The sequence below is a fragment of the Rhodococcus mengyinensis genome (assembly GCF_048381435.1).
GTDB classification, from domain to species: domain Bacteria; phylum Actinomycetota; class Actinomycetes; order Mycobacteriales; family Mycobacteriaceae; genus Rhodococcus_F; species Rhodococcus_F opacus_D.
Map to the genome: position 1 here is coordinate 35,080 of NZ_JBLWIT010000109.1, position 17,349 is coordinate 52,428.

At 67.7% G+C, this 17,349-nt stretch carries 14 protein-coding genes; 4 read left to right on the plus strand and 10 right to left on the minus strand.

The genetic code is table 11. From position 1 onward, the window contains the following. Nucleotides 1-2 precede the first annotated feature (2 nt). The 4 genes from ACNJ7E_RS22730 to ACNJ7E_RS22745 all read right to left on the minus strand — a co-directional run bounded on the left by ACNJ7E_RS22730 (nt 3) and on the right by ACNJ7E_RS22745 (nt 5,377). Nucleotides 3-1,748 (minus strand): dipeptide ABC transporter ATP-binding protein, encoded by a 1,746-nt coding sequence (locus ACNJ7E_RS22730; RefSeq protein ID WP_418341038.1) that lies wholly within the window; start codon nt 1,746-1,748, stop codon nt 3-5. Then, nucleotides 1,745-2,719, minus strand: coding sequence for an ABC transporter permease (locus ACNJ7E_RS22735; RefSeq protein ID WP_280782897.1), 975 nt, complete (start codon nt 2,717-2,719; stop codon nt 1,745-1,747). The genes ACNJ7E_RS22730 and ACNJ7E_RS22735 overlap by 4 nt, the downstream gene beginning before the upstream one ends. Further along, on the minus strand, nt 2,712-3,638 hold the full coding sequence (locus tag ACNJ7E_RS22740; RefSeq protein ID WP_418341039.1) for an ABC transporter permease: 927 nt from the start codon (nt 3,636-3,638) through the stop codon (nt 2,712-2,714). The genes ACNJ7E_RS22735 and ACNJ7E_RS22740 overlap by 8 nt, the downstream gene beginning before the upstream one ends. Before the next feature lie 122 nt (nt 3,639-3,760). Continuing rightward, a complete protein-coding gene (locus ACNJ7E_RS22745; protein ID WP_418341040.1) occupies nt 3,761-5,377 on the minus strand; it encodes a peptide ABC transporter substrate-binding protein in 1,617 nt (538 codons plus the stop codon). A gap of 316 nt (nt 5,378-5,693) precedes the next feature. Between ACNJ7E_RS22745 and acs the strand changes: the two genes are divergently transcribed. Then, nucleotides 5,694-7,658, plus strand: coding sequence for an acetate--CoA ligase (gene acs, locus ACNJ7E_RS22750; protein ID WP_283332835.1), 1,965 nt, complete (start codon nt 5,694-5,696; stop codon nt 7,656-7,658). Nucleotides 7,659-7,709: 51 nt separating this feature from the next. Here the strand turns inward: acs and ACNJ7E_RS22755 are convergent, their stop codons facing one another. Both ACNJ7E_RS22755 and ACNJ7E_RS22760 read right to left on the minus strand, forming a co-directional pair. Beyond that, complete coding sequence (locus ACNJ7E_RS22755) at nt 7,710-9,527, minus strand: adenylate/guanylate cyclase domain-containing protein (protein ID WP_418341041.1); 1,818 nt, start codon at nt 9,525-9,527, stop codon at nt 7,710-7,712. A 67-nt stretch (nt 9,528-9,594) separates the two neighbouring features. Continuing rightward, a complete protein-coding gene (locus ACNJ7E_RS22760; protein ID WP_280782902.1) occupies nt 9,595-10,980 on the minus strand; it encodes an MFS transporter in 1,386 nt (461 codons plus the stop codon). A gap of 176 nt (nt 10,981-11,156) precedes the next feature. On the opposite strand from ACNJ7E_RS22760, the gene nhaA reads away from it, so the two are divergent. Genes nhaA through ACNJ7E_RS22775 form a run of 3 tightly spaced genes read left to right on the plus strand, consistent with a single transcriptional unit; the run spans nt 11,157 to nt 13,861 of the window. Beyond that, nucleotides 11,157-12,392 carry a Na+/H+ antiporter NhaA gene (nhaA, locus tag ACNJ7E_RS22765; protein ID WP_280782903.1) on the plus strand — a complete coding sequence of 412 codons (1,236 nt, stop codon included), beginning with the start codon at nt 11,157-11,159 and terminating at the stop codon, nt 12,390-12,392. Next, complete coding sequence (locus ACNJ7E_RS22770; RefSeq protein ID WP_280782904.1) at nt 12,389-12,913, plus strand: phage holin family protein; 525 nt, start codon at nt 12,389-12,391, stop codon at nt 12,911-12,913. The genes nhaA and ACNJ7E_RS22770 overlap by 4 nt, the downstream gene beginning before the upstream one ends. 9 nt (nt 12,914-12,922) lie before the next feature. Next, complete coding sequence (locus tag ACNJ7E_RS22775; protein ID WP_280782905.1) at nt 12,923-13,861, plus strand: alpha/beta fold hydrolase; 939 nt, start codon at nt 12,923-12,925, stop codon at nt 13,859-13,861. A gap of 7 nt (nt 13,862-13,868) precedes the next feature. Here the strand turns inward: ACNJ7E_RS22775 and marP are convergent, their stop codons facing one another. The 4 genes from marP to nth are packed head-to-tail and all read right to left on the minus strand — an operon-like array spanning nt 13,869 to nt 17,334. Further along, nucleotides 13,869-15,059 carry an acid resistance serine protease MarP gene (marP, locus tag ACNJ7E_RS22780; protein ID WP_280782906.1) on the minus strand — a complete coding sequence of 397 codons (1,191 nt, stop codon included), beginning with the start codon at nt 15,057-15,059 and terminating at the stop codon, nt 13,869-13,871. Next, nucleotides 15,056-15,817: an NUDIX hydrolase gene (locus tag ACNJ7E_RS22785; protein WP_418341042.1), complete on the minus strand. Its 762-nt coding sequence runs from the start codon at nt 15,815-15,817 to the stop codon at nt 15,056-15,058. Before ACNJ7E_RS22785 ends, marP begins: the two co-directional genes overlap by 4 nt. Further along, a complete protein-coding gene (locus tag ACNJ7E_RS22790; RefSeq protein ID WP_280782908.1) occupies nt 15,814-16,476 on the minus strand; it encodes a TlpA family protein disulfide reductase in 663 nt (220 codons plus the stop codon). The genes ACNJ7E_RS22785 and ACNJ7E_RS22790 overlap by 4 nt, the downstream gene beginning before the upstream one ends. Nucleotides 16,477-16,488: 12 nt before the next feature. After that, nucleotides 16,489-17,334 (minus strand): endonuclease III, encoded by an 846-nt coding sequence (gene nth / locus ACNJ7E_RS22795; RefSeq protein ID WP_011596762.1) that lies wholly within the window; start codon nt 17,332-17,334, stop codon nt 16,489-16,491. Nucleotides 17,335-17,349: the final 15 nt, after the last annotated feature.

Here is a 17,349-nt window from a genome sequence, read left to right on the forward strand (position 1 = left end):
GGTCAGGCGCCGAGCCGGATCGATCCGCCGGGAATCGCGTCCAGCAGCTTCCGTGTGTACTCCTCCTTCGGTGATGTGAAGACCTCGTCCGTGGTCGCTTTCTCCACGATCGCGCCGGTGGACATGACGAGCACGTCGTCGGCGATCTGCCGCACCACCGCCAGGTCGTGGGTGATGAACAGGTACGTCAGCCCCAGCTCCGCCTGCAGGTCGTTCAGCAGGGTCAGGATCTGGTCCTGGACCAGCACGTCGAGCGCCGACACCGCCTCGTCGCACACCACCATCTCCGGCTGCAGCGCCAGCGCCCGGGCGATCGCCACCCGCTGCCGCTGGCCACCGGACAGCTCGTTCGGGAACCTCCGCATCACCGAAGCCGGCAGGGCCACCTTGTCCAGCAGGTCGCGTACCCGCGCTTCCCGCTCCGCCTTCGTCCCCACCTTGTGGGTGCGGAGGGGCTCCTCGACGGTGCGGAAGATCGAGTACATCGGGTCGAGCGTGCCGTACGGATTCTGGAAGATCGGCTGCACCCGGCGGCGGAACGCAAGCGTCTCCCGGCGGTCCAGCGTCGCGACGTCCTTGCCGTCGAACACGACATTCCCCGACGTCGGCGTGAGAAGTCCGAGGACCATCTGCGCGACCGTCGACTTGCCCGACCCCGACTCGCCGACGATGGCCGTGGTCGTTCCACGTCGGACCGCGAACGAGACGTCGTCGACCGCGGTGAAGTCGGTGGACTTCCGTAGCCCGTGCCGGATCTTGAACACCTTGGTCAGCCCGGTGGCGACGACCACGTCGTCGGTGGCCTTGCCGAACTCGACGCCGATCTCGCCGTGCTGTTCGGCCTCGCCGACCACCTCGAGGGCGTGCTCCCGGATGTCCGCCCGGGCCAGCGAAGAACTCCGGCGTTGCGACGCCAGCGACGGCGCCGCGGCCACCAGCTTCCGGGTGTACGGGTGGCGCGGCCGCTGCAGGATCTCCAGCGCCGGCCCTGCCTCGACCACCCGCCCCTTGCTCATGACGATCAGGTGCTCGGCCCGCTCGGCGGCCAGGCCGAGGTCGTGGGTGATGAGGAGCACCGCGGTGCCCAGCTCGTTGGTGAGACCGTCCAGATGGTCGAGGATCTGGCGTTGGACCGTGACGTCGAGTGCCGACGTGGGCTCGTCCGCGATCAGCAGTTGCGGGCGGGCCGACAGTCCGATGGCGATGAGGGCGCGCTGCCGCATGCCGCCGGAGAACTCGTGCGGATACTGGCCCAGGCGGTCCTCCGCGTCGGCGAGTCCGGCCTCCTCGAGCAGCTCGGCGGCACGCGCCTTCGCGGCCTTGCCCTTCGCGATCCCGTTGGCTTCCAACGCCTCCTCGATCTGGAAGCCGACCTTCCACACCGGGTTGAGGTTGGACATCGGGTCCTGCGGGACGAGGCCGATCTTCTGACCGCGCAGCGCGACGAACTCGCGCTCGGACGCCTCCGCGAGGTCCTGCCCCTCGAACAGGATCCGGCCGCCGGTCACCTTTCCCGTCCCGGGCAGCAGGTTGATGATCGCGTGCGCGGTCGTGGACTTGCCCGAACCGGACTCGCCGACGATCGCCACCGTCTGCCCCGGATACACCGTGAGGCTGACACCGCGCACTGCGGGCACGAGCCCGGAATGCGACTGGAACGACACTTCCAGGTCCCGGATCTCGAGCAGCGGCACCTCGTCGGCCGAATTCTGTGGTCCGGCTGGTTCGTTCGTGGACACCCCGCTCACCTCTTCCTGGCCTTGGGATCGAGCGCGTCCCGCAGAGCGTCGCCCATCATGATGAACCCGAGCACCGTGATCGCCAGCGCGGTCGCCGGATAGAACAGGATCGGCGACCCCTGACGCAGCGTGACCTGGGCGGTGCTGATGTCTCCGCCCCACGAGATCTCGGTGGACGGCAGACCGATACCGAGGAACGACAGCGTCGCCTCGGCCACGATGTAGATGCCGAGCGAGATGGTCGCGATCACGATGATCGGGGCGAGGGAGTTGGGCAGCACGTGCCGGACGAGGGTGCGCATGTTCGACACCCCGAGCGCCCGCGACGCCATCACGTAGTCGTTGTTCTTCGCCGAGATAACCGAGCCGCGAGCGATTCTCGCCATCTGAGGCCAGCCGAACAGGGCGAGGACGACGATCAGCGTCCAGATGGTGCGGTTGGCGAACAGCTGCATCAGGACGATCGCGGCGAGGATGAGCGGGATGCCGAAGAAGATATCGGCGACCCGGGACAGCAGCGAGTCGGCCCAGCCGCCGTAGTACCCGGCGACCGCACCGAACACCACGCCCACGACGAGCACGATCGACGTGACCCCGACACCCACCAGCACCGACGCCCGCGCCCCGTAGATCGTGCGGGAATAGATGTCGCAGCCCTGCTTGTCGAATCCGAACCAGTGCCCCGACGACGGCCCCTGCATGCTGAACGCCAGATCGCAGAACCTGGGATCGGTGCCGGTGAACAGACCGGGGAAAGCCGCAACGGCGATCACCACCACGATGATCACCGTGGCGACCAGGAACAGCGGACGTTTGCGGAGGTCCCGCCACGCATCCGACCACATGCTCGTCGGCGGCTGGTCGATGTGGACGGCGTCAGTCTCTCCCGGCGCCGCCACTTCTTCGGGTGCCACGAAATGCGCCTGCCGGGTCTTCCGGTCGCCCGTCCGGGGCGACTCGTTCTCCACTTTCTCAGACATAGCGAATCCTCGGGTCGAGCGCGGCGTACAGGAGGTCGATGAGCAGGTTGGCGAGCAGATAGATGACGATCAGCACCGTCACGAAGGACACCACCGTCGGCGCCTCACCGCGGGTGACCGCCTGATAGATCGTGCCGCCGACACCGTTGATGTTGAAGATGCCCTCCGTGACGATCGCACCGCCCATTAGGGTGGCGAGGTCGGCGCCGAGGAACGTGACCACCGGGATCAGCGAGTTCCGCAGCACGTGCACCTGCACCACACGGCGCCGCGAAAGACCCTTGGCCGTCGCGGTTCTCACGTAGTCGGCGGTGAGGTTCTCGGCGACCGACGTCCGGGTGAGCCGGAGCACGTACGCGAACGACACCGACCCGAGGACGAACGCGGGCAGCAGCAGATTCTTGAAACTGGTGTTGCCCCCGACCGTCGGCGGCACCAGCCCCCATTTCACGCCGACGAAGAACTGGGCCAGGAAACCGATGACGAAGATCGGGATCGCGATGATCACCAGGCTCACGAGGAGGACGGAACTGTCGAAGATGCCGCCCTTGCGGAGTCCGGCCCACAGGCCGAAGCCGACTCCGAAGATCCCCTCGATGGCGAGTGCCATCAGGGACAACTTGATTGTGATCGGGAATGCCTGCGCCAGAACCTCACTGACGGGGCGGCCGGAGAAGGACGTACCGAAGTCGAGGGTGAAAATGCCCTTCAGATACAGGAGGTACTGCGTCAGGAACGGCTCGTCGAGGTGGTATCGCTCACGGAGTTGGGCCGCCACCGCGGGGCTGAGTGCCTTGTCGCCGGCCAGCGCGGCGATCGGGTCTCCGGGCAGCAGGAATACCATCGCGTAGATCAGGAACGTGGCCCCGAGGAACACGGGGATCATCTGGAGCAAACGGCGACCGACGTACCAGAGCATCGGATCACCTCCTATTCGTCGGGAGCAGTGACGTCAGGAATCCGTAGCCTCGGCTCGTACTCCCGGGTGGGGCCGCGAACTGACAGCTCGCGGCCCACCCGTCTCGAAGAATCTCCGGTGCGTCAGTTCTTCTCGATGTCGGAGTACATCGGGATGCCCTTCCAGTCGATGACCACGTTCGACACGTTCTCCGACCAGCCGCTGGCGGCGTTGCGGTACCACGTCGGGACGGCAGGCAGGTCGCGTAGGAGCACTTCCTGCGCCTGGTTCAGCAGTTCCTGGGCCTTGTCGGGATCGACCTCACCCGCGGAGGCACGCAGCAGCCGGTCGAACTCGGGGTTCGAGTAGTCGCCGTCGTTGGAGCTGCCGCCGGTCTGGTAGTTCTGTGCGAGGAAGCCGTACTGCTGCGGGTAGTCGCCCTGCCACCCCGAACGGAACGCGCTGGGGATGGTGCGGTTGGTGGCCTCGGTGCGGATCTGCGCGAACGTGGGGTACTCCTTGCCCTTCGCGTCGATGCCGAGGGTGTTGCGGATGTTGTTGGCGGTGGCGTCGACCCATTCCTTGTGGCCGCCGTCGCCGTTGTACGCGATCTCGAAACTGCCCGACCACGGGGCGATGGCGTCGGCCTGGGCCCACAGCCGCTTCGCCGCCTCCGGGTCGTACTTCAGGTTGCCGTTGCCGACGAGCGAATCCGACCAGCCCTCGATGGCGGGGCTGGTGAAGTCGAGCGCGGGGGTGCGGGTCTTGTTGTAGATCTGCTGGGTGATCTGGTCGCGGTTGATCGCCATCGAGATGGCCTGGCGGCGCAGCGTGCCCTCCTCACCGCTGAAATGCGGCAGCCGGCCCGGGATCGTGAACGTCTCGATGGTCGCGGACGGCTGGTTCACGGTGCGGCCCGGCAGGTCGGTCTCGAACGTGGTCACCGCGCTCGGCGGCACCTGGTCGAGGACGTCGACGTTGCCCGCGAGCAGATCCGTGTACGCCGTGTCGAGGCTGTTGTACATGACGAAGTCGACGCCGGCATTCTTCGGCTTACGGTTGCCGTTGTAGTCGGGGTTCACGACGGTGTCGATCCGAACGTTGTGCTGCCACGCTCCGGGGCCGGACATCATGTACGGGCCGTTGCCGATGGGATTCTCACCGAACGCCGCCATGTCCTGGTACGCCACCGCAGGCAACGGGTAGTACGCGGCGAACCCGAGGCGGTCCGGGAAGGCCGACTCGGGTTGCTTCAGTTCGATCGTGAACGTGGAGTCGTCGACCACCTTCAGTCCCGACATGGTCTGCACCGTCGGGTTCTCGGCGGCCACCTCGTCGTAGCCCTGGATCGGGTCGAAGAAGGACGCCTGAATCTGCGCATTCGTGGACAGCGCGCCGTAATTCCAGGCGTCGACGAACGAGGCCGCCGTGACCGGCGTGCCGTCCGTGAACGTCCAGCCGTCCTTCAGCTTCACGGTGAAGTTCTTGCCGTCCGTCGTCTCGATCGACTCGGCGACCTCGTTGTTCACCCCGCCGTCGGAGTCGTAGGAAACGAGGCCCGCGAACAGCGAGTCGACGACGCGGCCGCCCTGATTCTCGCTCGTATTGGTGGGAATCAACGGATTCTGCGGTTCACTTGCCCAGGCGTTGACGATTCCGCTACCACCCCCGCTCGTCGAATCACCGGACGAGCAGGCGGACAGCATCCCTGCTGCCAGGCCGACCGCCACAACGGCGGTTGCCACACGTGTGATGCGCAAAGCGTTCCTCCCAGATCTGCGTGGTTCCGGGCAGCGGCTCCGGGCGCAGCCCGAATGATGGGATGACGATAAGTCAAGGTTTCAATCTGTGTAGCCACGACGGGCGAAACTCGTGCAATCGGCACCTGATCGAAACATCGTGGGCGCAGGGGTCTCCACTCGTCGCACCCGATCGCCGTCCGTCGCGTCCAGTCGACCGATCGTCGCAGAATATGGGCATGCAACCCTCTGCAACGGTGCGCTCGGGAGACCATGTGACTACCCTCACACGTGCTAGAAGTGCCGAATTCGAGACTGGAAAGAAGGCCGGGCCATAATGACCAGTGCAGCACAGGCGAGCGGAGCGACGGAGAAGTCGGAACATTCTGATTCCGTCCCGCAGGTGTATCCGCCGAGCCCCGAGTTCACCGCAACGGCGAACGCCGGCCCCGAGCTTCAGGCTGCCGCCGACGAAGACCGTCTCGCATTCTGGGCGAAGCAGGCCGAGCGCCTGCACTGGCACGCCCCCTTCTCCGAGGTCCTCGACTGGTCCGACGCGCCCGTCGCGAAGTGGTTCGTGAACGGACGGCTCAACGTCGCCTACAACTGCGTCGACCGCCACGTCCTCGCCGGCAACGGCGACCGCGTCGCCATCCACTTCGAGGGCGAACCGGGCGACACCCGCGACCTGACCTACAACGACCTGCTCGCCGAAGTCAGCAAGGCCGCCAACACCTTCAGCGACCTCGGACTCGTCGCCGGCGACCGCGTCGCGATCTACATGCCGATGATCCCCGAGGCCATCGTCACCATGCTCGCCTGCGCCCGTCTCGGCCTGACCCATTCGGTGGTGTTCGCCGGCTTCTCCGCCAGCGCCCTGCGCTCGCGCATCGACGACGCCGAAGCCAAGCTCGTCGTCACCGTCGACGGACAGTGGCGCCGCGGCCAGGCCGCACCCCTCAAGCCCGCCGTCGACGAAGCGGTGGACGGCGCCGAGTCCGTCAAGCACGTGCTCGTCGTCAAGCGCACCGGCATCGACGTCGACACCACCGAGGGTCGTGACCTGTGGTGGCACGAGACCGTCGAGAAGGCGGAGGGCACCCATCAGGCACAGCCGTTCGACTCCGAGCACCCGCTGTTCATCCTGTACACCTCCGGCACCACCGGAAAGCCCAAGGGCATCATCCACACCTCCGGCGGCTACCTCACCCAGGCGTCGTACACCCACCACAACGTGTTCGACCACAAGGCCGGGCAGGACGTGTACTGGTGCACCGCCGACATCGGCTGGGTCACCGGCCACAGCTACATCGTCTACGGGCCACTCTCGAACGGCGTCACCCAGGTGGTCTACGAGGGCACCCCGAACTCCCCCGACGAACACCGCCACTTCCAGATCATCGAGAAATACCGCGTCAGCATCTACTACACCGCACCCACCCTGGTGCGCACCTTCATGAAGTGGGGCCGCGACATTCCCGACGCCCACGACCTGTCCTCGATCCGGCTCCTCGGCTCGGTCGGCGAACCGATCAACCCCGAGGCCTGGAAGTGGTTCCGCGAGGTGATCGGCGGAAACACGGCCCCGATCGTCGACACCTGGTGGCAGACCGAGACCGGCGCGATCATGATCTCCCCGCTCCCCGGAATCACCGCCACCAAACCCGGATCCGCGATGGCACCGCTGCCCGGCATCTCCGCGAAGATCGTCGACGACGACGCCAACGAACTCGGCGCCGGCGGCTCCGGCTACCTCGTGCTCGACAAGCCGTGGCCGGCGATGCTCCGCGGCATCTGGGGCGACATGGACCGCTACCGCGAAACCTACTGGTCCCGCTACCCCGAACAGGGCTGGTACTTCGCCGGCGACGGCGCCAAGTACGACGAGGACGGCGCACTGTGGGTCCTCGGCCGCGTGGACGACGTCATGAACGTCTCCGGACACCGCATCTCCACCTCCGAGGTCGAATCCGCCCTCGTCGGGCACCACGGTGTCGCCGAAGCCGCCGTCGTCGGCGCCGCGGACGAGACCACCGGCCAGGGCATCGTCGCGTTCGTCATCCTCCGCGAGGGTGTCGAGAACACCGGCGACACCCTCATCGCCGAACTCAAGGCCGAAGTGTCCCGGGAGATCAGCCCGATCGCCAAGCCCCGCCAGATCACGATCGTCCCCGAACTCCCCAAGACGAGGTCGGGCAAGATCATGCGACGCCTGCTCAAGGACATCGCCGAAGGCCGCGACCTCGGCGACACCTCCACGCTCGTCGACCCCAAGGTCTTCGACGCGATCCGCGGCAAGTAGGGCGCTCCGCGCCCCGTGAGTGGTTGACGAGTCCCTGCACTCCTCAACCACTCACGGGCGGCGAAGCCGCCACAGCGTCTGCTCCTCGCCGATACCCTTCAGACCGGTCGTGAAGACGTCGCACCGGTAGTCCGATTCCGCCAGCAACGGCGCCACCTCCGGGTCGTCGTGAACGGCCCGGGACAGGACGATGTCGCCGCCCGCCGCACATCCCTGCACCCGCGCCGCCAAGTTGACGGTCGCGCCGAAGTAGTCGATCCGGCCGTCGTTGTCGATCATCACGGCGGGCCCCTGATGCAGCCCGACCTTCAACGCCACCGAGTCGTCGTCACCGAGGTGCCCGCGACGGAAATCGTCCCAGCCGGACTGCATCGACGCCGCCGCCGACCAGGCCTCCCTCGCATCGGCGAACGTCGCCATCACCGCGTCGCCCATCTGCTTCACCACCCCGCCGTTCTCGCGCACCACGGCGTCACGCAGGTAGCGGAAATGGCTCTGCACGAACGCGAACGCCCGGACGTCCCCGATGCGCTCGTACAGGGCGGTCGAACCGCTCAGATCCGTGAACAGCACCGCCAGGTTCGCTATCCCGATCTCGTCGCCGGGCGCCACCCCCTGATCCGGGAACAGGTCCTGGAAACCGTCGAGCGACGTGACGAGCGCGCCGGTCGCCGCGGCGTCCTTCCACCGCTCCCGCTCGACCACCACCAGCGCCTCGCCGGGGAGCCGGTTGTCGACCTCCAGCCGGATCGCCCCGCCGATGTCGGGCGAACCAAGCACCCGGAGTTCGCCGGGCCCGCACTCGACCCGCAGCGTTCCACCGGCAGAGCCGACCTCGCAAGCCACCGGGGCACCCACCTGATAGCACCGGAGCCGCAACCATCCCGGGTCGACTTCGAGCCGCTCGGAACGCTGCTCGCCCGGCTCGAGCCGCAACTGCGCCACCGCCGACGGGGAATTCGCCGGACCACCGATGCAGTACCGGGCCCGCTCCGCCCGGCGGACGGCCGGGTTGACGTCGAAGCGGATCTCCACCGACCGTGCCAGGTCGGTGTCGAAGGCAATGTCGCAGGTGTCGCAGTGGACGCGGCTCGCCAGTTGTCGAATCCGGCCGGCGTCCTCGCGGACCGTCCGGCAGACCGGGCACAGCACGCTCCAGCTCAGGTCCAGCAGGCCGCAGTCCGCGGCGTGGAGGAAGACGTACAGCAGTTGCATCCGATCGACAGCCCAGCGGTCCGCCAGCTCGAACGGTCGCATGCCCGTCACCTCCAGGTCGGACGCGGTCCGCAGGTGGGATTCCAAGCGCCCGATCAGGTTCGGGGCATCGTGCGATCGGGACAGCTGTGCCGTGCGGAGTTCCAGCCGACCGGCGTCGAGTTGCTCCGGCGGCGGCAGCGCGGGCACGGCATGCGTCTGCGGGTCGCGGATGTGGAGTTCCAACGCCCGCGCGAGCGCCACCGTCTTCCGGATGCCCGTGCGCGCCAGCAGGGTTCGCGCGACGACGGACCCGAACCAGGTCCGCGGGACGATCCGGGCGAACACCTCGACCTCGGTGCCGTCGGCGGACGGGTGAAGCCGGACACCCGTGGAGACCTCCGCGAGCGGGCCGCGGGAGAAGCGGCGAAGGACCTGGTAGAAGCGGCCCTCGATCCACTCGAACGGGAACTCCTCGTACCGCACCCGCCGCCCGTACGAACGGGTCACCGCCGAATAGTGTCCCTTGCGCCGCCGGTCCAGCATCGGAGCGAAGTGCACCGGTGACAGATCGATGTTGCGGTTGAGCCGATCGGTATCGGCGAGGAACGACCACAGATCCTGCTTCGGCAGCCGGATCCGGGCCGTCCTGGACAGCAGCACGGCTTTCGCCATGCAAGAACTATAGGCGTAGCCCGTGCGCCTTTCTGGTAGTTGGAACAACCAGAAAGGCGCACGGGGACTACGCCCCTACGTCGTCGAGCGACTGGTCGCGCGTCTCACGCATGACGAGCAGCGCGACGAACGTGAGTGCGGCGGCGATCAGCAGGTAGATGCCAACCCAGCCGACGCCGTACGACGTGGCGAGCCAGGTGGCGATGAACGGCGCGACGGCGGCACCGAGGATGCTGGCGGTGTTGTAGGCGATCCCCGAACCCGTGTAGCGCACGTTGGTCGGGAACAACTCCGGCAGAACGGCGCTCATCGGTCCGAAGGTCATGCCCATCAACAACATTCCGATGGCCAGGAATACGAGCATGCGGGCGTTGCCCATGCCCTCCTGGTTCAGCATCACGCCGAACGTGAGCCCGAAGACCATGATGAACCCGGTGATCGTGAGCAGCGTGATGCGGCGACCGAAGCGGTCGGCCAGCCACCCCGAGACGGGGACGGCGGCCGCGAAGAACAGGACCGCGATCAGCTGGAGGACGAGGAAGTCGGTGTAGTGGAAGCCGGCTCCGGTGCCGCCCTGGGCGGGGGTCTTGCCGGTGCCGTAGCTGAGCACCCAGGTGGTCATGATGTAGAAGAGCGTGTACGTGGCGAGCATGACGAACGTGCCGATGATCAGCTGACGCCAGCTGGTCTTGAACACCTCGGCCAGCGGGGTCTTCACCTTCTCGCCCCGCGCGACCGCGCGGGCGAACACGGGTGTCTCCTCGAGCTTCAGCCGCACGTACAGGCCGATCATCACCATGATCGCGCTGAGCAGGAATGGGATACGCCAGCCCCAGGTCAGGAATGCGCCGTCCAGGTCGGGGGTGCTGTTGTCGTGGTCCAGGAACAGCGTGATGATCAGGAACAGACCGTTGGCGAGGAAGAACCCGATGGGTGCGCCGAGCTGCGGCCACATGGCTGCCCAGGCCCGCTTGCCCTTCTGTGCGGTCTCGGTCGCGAGCAACGCCGCGCCACTCCACTCGCCGCCCAGCCCCAGACCCTGACAGAAGCGCATCAACGCCAGCAGGGCGGGCGCGACGAGGCCGATCTGGTGGTACGTCGGCAGCAATCCGATCACGAAGGTGGCGATGCCCATGGTGAGGAGGGAGCCGACGAGCGTCGTCTTGCGTCCGATGCGGTCGCCGAAGTGGCCGAACAGGATCGAGCCGAGTGGCCGGGCGACGAAGGCGAGACCGAACGTGGCAAGCGATGCCAGCAGGGCGGTGGTGCCGTTTCCCTTGGGGAAGAACAGGTGTGGGAACACCGACACGGCCGCGGTGGCATAGATGTAGAAGTCGTAGAACTCGATGGATGTTCCCACCATGCTCGCGACGACGATCCGGCTTCTGGGTACGCCGGCGACGGTGGCCCCGCCGTCCGGTTCTGGCTTCGACGTATCGACGGCACTGCTCACTCGACTTACTCCTGCACGATGCTATTTCAACTATTGGGACGGGAGTCCATTTCTTAGGAATTGAACACCTCGTGTCTTTCGCTTGGCAAATTGGATAAGCTCTTCTCGGTGCGCCGGGAAGTCTGGTCGGCAGAGCATTTGCCGTACCCCGACCACATCGAAAGCGAGCGCCCCCGGTGACCCAGCCCCTCCGCTCCGAACTCTCCCGCTACCTCCGCACCGAGACGGTCGGCGGTTCGATCCTGCTCGTCGCCGCGGCGGTCGCCCTCGTGTGGGCGAACTCCCCCGTCTCCGATTCGTACTTCGCACTGCGCGACTGGCAGATCGGCCCGCAGGCGCTCCACCTGAACCTGACGGTCGGGACGTGGGCACAGGACGGGCTGCTGGCGGTCTTCTTCTTCGTCGCCGGCCTCGAACTGAAGAGGGAACTGGTGGTGGGCGAACTCGCCGACCGCAAACGCGCCCTCCTCCCGATCATCGCGGCCTGCGGCGGTGTGGTGGTGCCCGCGATCATCGCCGCGACCATCGGCGCCGGCACTCCCGGCATGGACCGGGGCTGGGCCATCCCGGTCGCCACCGACATCGCGTTCGCACTGGGAGTGCTGGCGCTGACCGGGTCTCGCATCCCCGCGAGCGCCCGGGTGTTCCTGCTCAGCCTGGCCGTCGTCGACGACCTCCTCGCGATCGTGCTCATCGCGGTCCTGTTCACCAGCTCGATCGCCCTGCTGTGGCTGCTGGGCGCCGTCGTGTGCCTGGCCGTCTACGCGTTTGCCCAGCACCGGCGCATCACCACCCCGCTGCTCTACGTTCCACTCGCACTGCTCACCTGGTACTGCATGCACGACGCCGGAATCCACGCCACCCTCGCCGGTGTCGCTCTCGGCCTCCTCACCCGGGTCCGGCGCGACCCCGGCGAGCGTGAATCCCCGGCCTCCCGCCTCGAGCACCGCATCCAGCCGCTGTCGGCGGGCGTCTGCGTCCCGGTGTTCGCCCTGTTCGCGTCCGGCGTGGCCCTGAGCAGCGAGCTCCTCGGGCAGCTGTTCACCAACCCCATCTCGCAGTCCGTGATCGCGGGGCTCCTCGTCGGCAAGACCGTCGGCATCTTCGGCATCTCCTGGCTCGCGATCCGCCTGGGTATCGCGAAGAAGCCGCGAGCACTGGGGTTCCGGGACATGTTTGCCCTCTCAGTGCTCGGTGCGATCGGGTTCACCGTTAGCCTTCTCGTAGCGGATCTCGCGCTTGCGGGAATCGGTGACGGCAGCGAGGCCGAAATAGCTAAGGTCGCGGTGCTCGTGACATCGTTGACAGCGTCGCTGATCGGATCAGCGTTACTGTGGCGACGCGGTCGGGCCCATGCGGCCCGGAAGGATGACTCGGAAGTGCAAGAGCTACCTGGAGGGGTCGACAAGTGAGCATCACTCACGGCAAGGGAGACAGCCCGCGATACACGGGAGACGGGGTGCCGAACACGGTGTCGTCGATCCCGCTCACGGACGTAGACGCTCAGACACCCGGCGAGGCGAGCCTCGGCACGCTGGTCAAGCATGCGACCGCACAGGTGTCCACCCTGTTCCGGGCCGAGGTCGAGCTCGCCAAGGCCGAGGTCACCGGTGAGGTCAAGAAGGGCCTGCAGGGCAGCCTGTTCTTCATCCTCGCGTTCACCGTGCTGCTGTTCAGCTCGTTTTTCTTCTTCTTCTTCCTCGCCGAACTCCTCGACGTGTGGATCGCGCGCTGGCTGGCGTTCCTGATCGTCTTCCTGATCATGGTCGTGGTGACGGCGGTCCTAGCGCTGCTCGGTTATCTGCGGGTACGCAAACTCCGCGCACCCGAGAAGACCATCGACTCGCTGAAGCAGGCCAAGACGGTCCTTCCGACGTCGTACTCGGACGCGGAAGCCCATCTCGCGTCGTCCAGCGGACGTCACGCGCGGTAACTCGCTCCTGTGGCACCACCCGATCCGTCTACCGTCCGTTTCGACGGCCCCTGGATTCATCGCGACATCCATGCCAACGGAATCCGCTTCCACATCGTCGAGGTCGGCGCATCCGCACCGGATGCGCCCCTCGTCGTCCTGCTGCACGGATTCGCGGACTTCTGGTGGTCGTGGCGCCATCAGCTGACCGCGCTGGCCGCGGAGGGATACCGGGCCGTCGCCGTCGACCTCCGCGGCTACGGCGATTCCGACAAACCGCCGCGCGGCTACGACGGGTGGACGCTGGCCGGCGACATCGCCGGCCTCATCCGGGCGATGGGCTACGGCGAGGCAACCCTCGTCGGGCACGCCGACGGCGGCCTCGTCTGCTGGGCCACGGCCGTGCTCCACGCTCGCCTCGTCCGGTCGATCGCACTGGTCAGCTCGCCGCATCCCGTCGCGCTCAAGCAGGCCGTCCTCCACGACCGCTACCAGCGCAAGGCCCTGCTGCCCTCGTTCGTCTCCTGCCAGGTGCCGTGGCGTCCCGAACGTCACCTCACCCGGGACAACGGGTCGGAGGTCGAACGGTTGATCCGCGAACGCTCCGGCCCGGCCTGGACGGAGAACCCGGAGTTCGACGTCGTGATGTCACGAATGCGCTCGGCGATCCAGATTCCCGGGACCGCGCACTGCACCCTGGAGTATCAGCGGTGGGCGTTCCGCAGCCAGTTCCGGCCGGACGGCAGCCGGTTCATGGCGTCGATGGATCAGAAACTGCGGATCCCGGTCCTGCACCTCCACGGCGACCTCGACCCGTACGTGCTCGCGGACACCGTGCGCCGCAGCCACCGCTTCGCGCCCACCCAGCAGATGCAGACGGTCCCCGGTGTCGGCCACTACGCGCACTGGGAAGCCCCCGAACGCGTCAACGCCGCCCTGCTGGATCTCGTCGCACCCCGCACGGTCTGACCGACCGTCAGAGGATGCACGCCCCGGTGTCCACGGCGACGGACGCCCCGGACGCCGCCTGCAGCTGACGCGACACCTCGACGGCGGTGAGCACGAACCCGGTGTCGCTGTTGTCGACGGCGGCGCCGAACACCACCCCGAGCACCCGGCCGTCGCTGTCGACGAGCGGCCCGCCCGAGTTGCCCTGCCGAATGGAACCGCGGACCGTGTACACCTCACGCTGGACCGTTCCCGCCCGGTAGATGTCGGGACCACTGAGGTCCAGGATCTCCCGGACACGCGCGGCGCTGGCCGTGTACGGCCCGCCGCCCGGGTAGCCGAGCACCAGGGCGTTGTCGCCGGTCTGCGCAGGCTCGGGCGCGAAGTTCAGAACGGGGGCGTCCAGTCCGGGCACCTCGAGCACCGCGACGTCGGCGGACGGGTCGAACAGCACGACCTCCGCGTCCATCGGCCCGTTCGCGGTGTCGACGACGATGCCCGCCGTCCCCGCGACCACGTGGGCGTTGGTCATCACCCGGTCGGGGGCAACGACGAAACCGGATCCCTCGAGCGCGCGCTGACAACTCGGGGCCACACCCCGGATCCGCAGCACGCTCGACTGCAGCGAGGACGCGACGGGGCTCTGCAGGACGCTGGCGTCCGGCGGGTCGACGGTCGTGATGGGGGTGCGCCCGAACGGCCCGATGACGTCGGGAAGCCCGGACGTGTCGAGCAGGGCGGTGAACTCGGTGGGCAGTTGCCGCATCCAGGCGGGCGCGATGTTGTCGACCGTTTCGAGGACACTCGACCCGCGCACCGCCGCCGCCAGCTGAGGCTGGGACGAGGACGTGAGCGGGATCGCCAGCAGCCACGCCGCGACGAACACCGCGACGGCCTGCACGCAGGCGCCGATCACGCTGTCGACGGACCGCGCGACCGGACTGTGCATGCTTCCCCGCGCGGCCCGGCCCAGGACCATGCCCGCGACTTCGCCGACAATGACCAGCACCACGATCAGGGCGATACCGACCAGCACGCGACCGCGGCCCTCGTCCACGTGCACCAGCACGTGCGGGGCGATCAGGATGCCTGCCACCGCACCGAGCACGACCCCGATGAACGCGAGCACCGACGCCACCGCGCCCTGCCGCCAGCCGGATGTCGCGGCGACGAAGGCGATCAGCACGATCGCCAGGTCGATCCAGCGCGAGCCCGTCATCGCTCGGCCGCCGGCCGGCCGTGACCGTGGGTCAGATGGTCGTCGTCCAGATCGTTGTCGAGTTCGGCGAGGACGATGTCGAGGTCGCGGATGTCGTGGCGGTCCCACTCCTGTTCCCAGCCGGAGACCGCGAACAGGGCGGCCAGGATGCCGGCCGTGAAACCCCACACGAGCATGCCGTCGACGGCGAACGCGGGCCCCTGGTAGCCGGCCGGGTGCCGCACCTGGAACCGGTTCCGCGGATCGATCAGGGTGTGCACGGGCACCCGGGCGACACGTTCCGCCTCCGCGGGATCGACCACCCCGACCTCGCTGGGCTTCTCCCAGTACGCGAGGACGGGGGTGACGTCGAAACCGGACGGCGGGATGAAGATCTCCTCGAGCACGGCGAGCGGGCGGACACCGGACGGGTCGAGTCCCGTCTCCTCCTGCGCCTCCCGCAGCGCGGTGGCGATGGGGCCCTCGTCGCCGGGATCGCTGGCGCCGCCGGGGAATGCCACCTGGCCGCTGTGCTGACGCATCGTGGACGCACGCTGGGTGAGCAGGACGTCGGCGTCGGCGGGCAGGCCTCCCGACATCAGCGGGTCCGCCTCGACGGGGCCGCCGAACAGCACGAGCACCGCCGCCTCACGGGTGGTCGCGCCGCGGGGTGCGCGCCGATCGAGGACGGGGTTGATCTTGTGCGGGTCGGCCGGGGTCCGGTGCACGACGCGGCGCAGCCAGGGCGGAACGGCGACACCGTCCACGGAGTTCGTCATGCCGCCACCCCCAGGTTCTGTTCGACGGCGTCCGCGATCTCGTCGACGCTGCGGAACGGCTGCGGCAGGACCTTGGCCACCGTGCCGTCCGGCCGGATCAGCACCGAGACGGGCAGGACGGGCGGGGCTCCGACCGCGGCGCGGACACGCCCGTCGGCGTCCTGCACACCGGGCAGGGTGACGGAGTAATCGACGAGCCGAGACAGCGCGCTGGACTCGTTGGGATCGGTGTGCACCGTAAGCACGGTAACCGCGTCACCCGCACGATCCGAAAACTGCTGCATAAAGGGCAGCTCCTCGGCGCAGGGGCCGCACCAATAGGCCCACAGATTCAGCAGCGCCGGTTTACCACCGAGCGCGGCGGCCAGATCCACCTGGCTGCCGTCGCCCACGCATTCCAGTGTGATGCCGGACAGGACCGCACCCGGCGACGGCTCGGACGTGGCCGTCGCGGCGGGGCACGATGCCAACCCCGCCTGCGTCCTCAGTGCCGCGAGCGCGTCGGGATCGGCGCTCACCGCCGTCGGGGTGCTACCACCCGAACCGAACCGATCCTGGTACGACGGCATCTCCGCGTCGTCGCCCCGCGGCCAGATCGCGACGACGAGAGCCACCACGACCACGAGGGCGGCCAGACTCCACCGCGCTGCGCTAGACACTCGTATCTACCCTCACCTGCCGGCCAGACGCAGCAGATGCTCCGTCTCCGGTCCACGAACCAGTTCTGCGGCGACGTCCGGGTCGATCGGACCGAGCCCGTACGACGGACAGTCCTTGGCGAGTACACACACCCCGCAGGCGGGCTTGCGGGCATGGCAGACACGCCTGCCGTGGAAGATCACCCGGTGCGAGAGCAGCGTCCACTCCTTGCGCTCGATCAGGGCGCCGATCGCGTGCTCGACCTTGACCGGGTCTTCCTCCTCGGTCCACTTCCAGCGTCGGACGAGCCTCCCGAAGTGGGTGTCGACGGTGATTCCGGGCACATCGAACGCGTTGCCGAGGATCACGTTGGCCGTCTTCCGGCCGATCCCGGGGAGCGTCACGAGGTCCTTCAGGTTGCCGGGGACCTCGCCGTCGAACCGTTCGAGCAGAGCCTGCCCGAGCCCGATCAGAGAATTCGTCTTGTTTCGGTAGAAACCCGTGGACCGGATGTACTCCTCGAGTTCGGTGCGTTCGGCCTCCGCGTACGCCTTGGCGTCGGGATAGCGGGCGAACAGCGCCGGGGTCACCATGTTCACCCGCACGTCAGTGCACTGCGCGGAGAGGATGGTCGCGACGGCGAGGTCGAGTGGGGTGGTGAAGTCGAGCTCGCAGTAGACGTGCGGGAAGGCCTCGGCGAGCCGCCGGTTCATTCTCCGGGCGCGCCGGACGAGTCCGAGCCGGGTTTCGTCCTGCTTCGCGGCCCGCGAACGGGTGCGTCCACGCACTTCGGAGCCGTCGCTGGGGGTCGCATGCACGGGATCAACTCTACGGATACCCGACCGATCCGAATCGCCGCTGTGTCGCTTCTGAGACATTTGCAGTGTTTACTT

Bases quoted from the DNA above. Each gene is read 5' to 3' on its own strand.
- ACNJ7E_RS22740 (WP_418341039.1), bottom strand. From the start codon at position 3,638: ATGCTCTGGTACGTCGGTCGCCGTTTGCTCCAGATGATCCCCGTGTTC.
- nth (WP_011596762.1), bottom strand. From the start codon at position 17,334: ATGTCTCAGAAGCGACACAGCGGCGATTCGGATCGGTCGGGTATCCGT.
- ACNJ7E_RS22755 (WP_418341041.1), bottom strand. From the start codon at position 9,527: ATGGCGAAAGCCGTGCTGCTGTCCAGGACGGCCCGGATCCGGCTGCCG.
- marP (WP_280782906.1), bottom strand. From the start codon at position 15,059: ATGACGGGCTCGCGCTGGATCGACCTGGCGATCGTGCTGATCGCCTTC.
- acs (WP_283332835.1), top strand. From the start codon at position 5,694: ATGACCAGTGCAGCACAGGCGAGCGGAGCGACGGAGAAGTCGGAACAT.
- ACNJ7E_RS22735 (WP_280782897.1), bottom strand. From the start codon at position 2,719: ATGTCTGAGAAAGTGGAGAACGAGTCGCCCCGGACGGGCGACCGGAAG.
- ACNJ7E_RS22785 (WP_418341042.1), bottom strand. From the start codon at position 15,817: ATGACGAACTCCGTGGACGGTGTCGCCGTTCCGCCCTGGCTGCGCCGC.